We start from the raw sequence: 295 nt of genomic DNA, 5'->3' as shown, positions 1-295 counted from the left end.
CTCCCACCCCATCACGCTCATCACCCTCCCCAGTTCCCACCCCATCTCCCCTCCCCACCCCATCAACCCTCACCTCCTCCCCCCCCACAACACCCACACCCTCCACCACTACCTCACTCCCCCCCCTCAATCCCTCCACCACCCTCACCCCCTCCCCCCCACCCCCGTCCTCCTCAAACCACCTCCCACATCCCACCCCAACGCCCCTCCCCCCACCCTCCTCTATACCCCCCCAACCCGCCACTCCCACCACATCTCTCCCCCCTCCCCCAGTTCCTACCACCTCTTCCCTTTC

At 67.1% G+C, this 295-nt stretch carries 1 pseudogene; it reads right to left on the bottom strand.

What is annotated here, in order from left to right:
* A pseudogene (locus FS507_RS19970) lies at positions 1 to 295 on the bottom strand (hypothetical protein); the annotation flags it as partial.

It is taken from the genome of Corynebacterium glyciniphilum AJ 3170 (assembly GCF_007673095.1).
Lineage (GTDB): Bacteria > Actinomycetota > Actinomycetes > Mycobacteriales > Mycobacteriaceae > Corynebacterium.
Note: the sequence above shows the minus strand (reverse complement) of the source record. Positions and strands in the feature narration are given on the sequence as shown.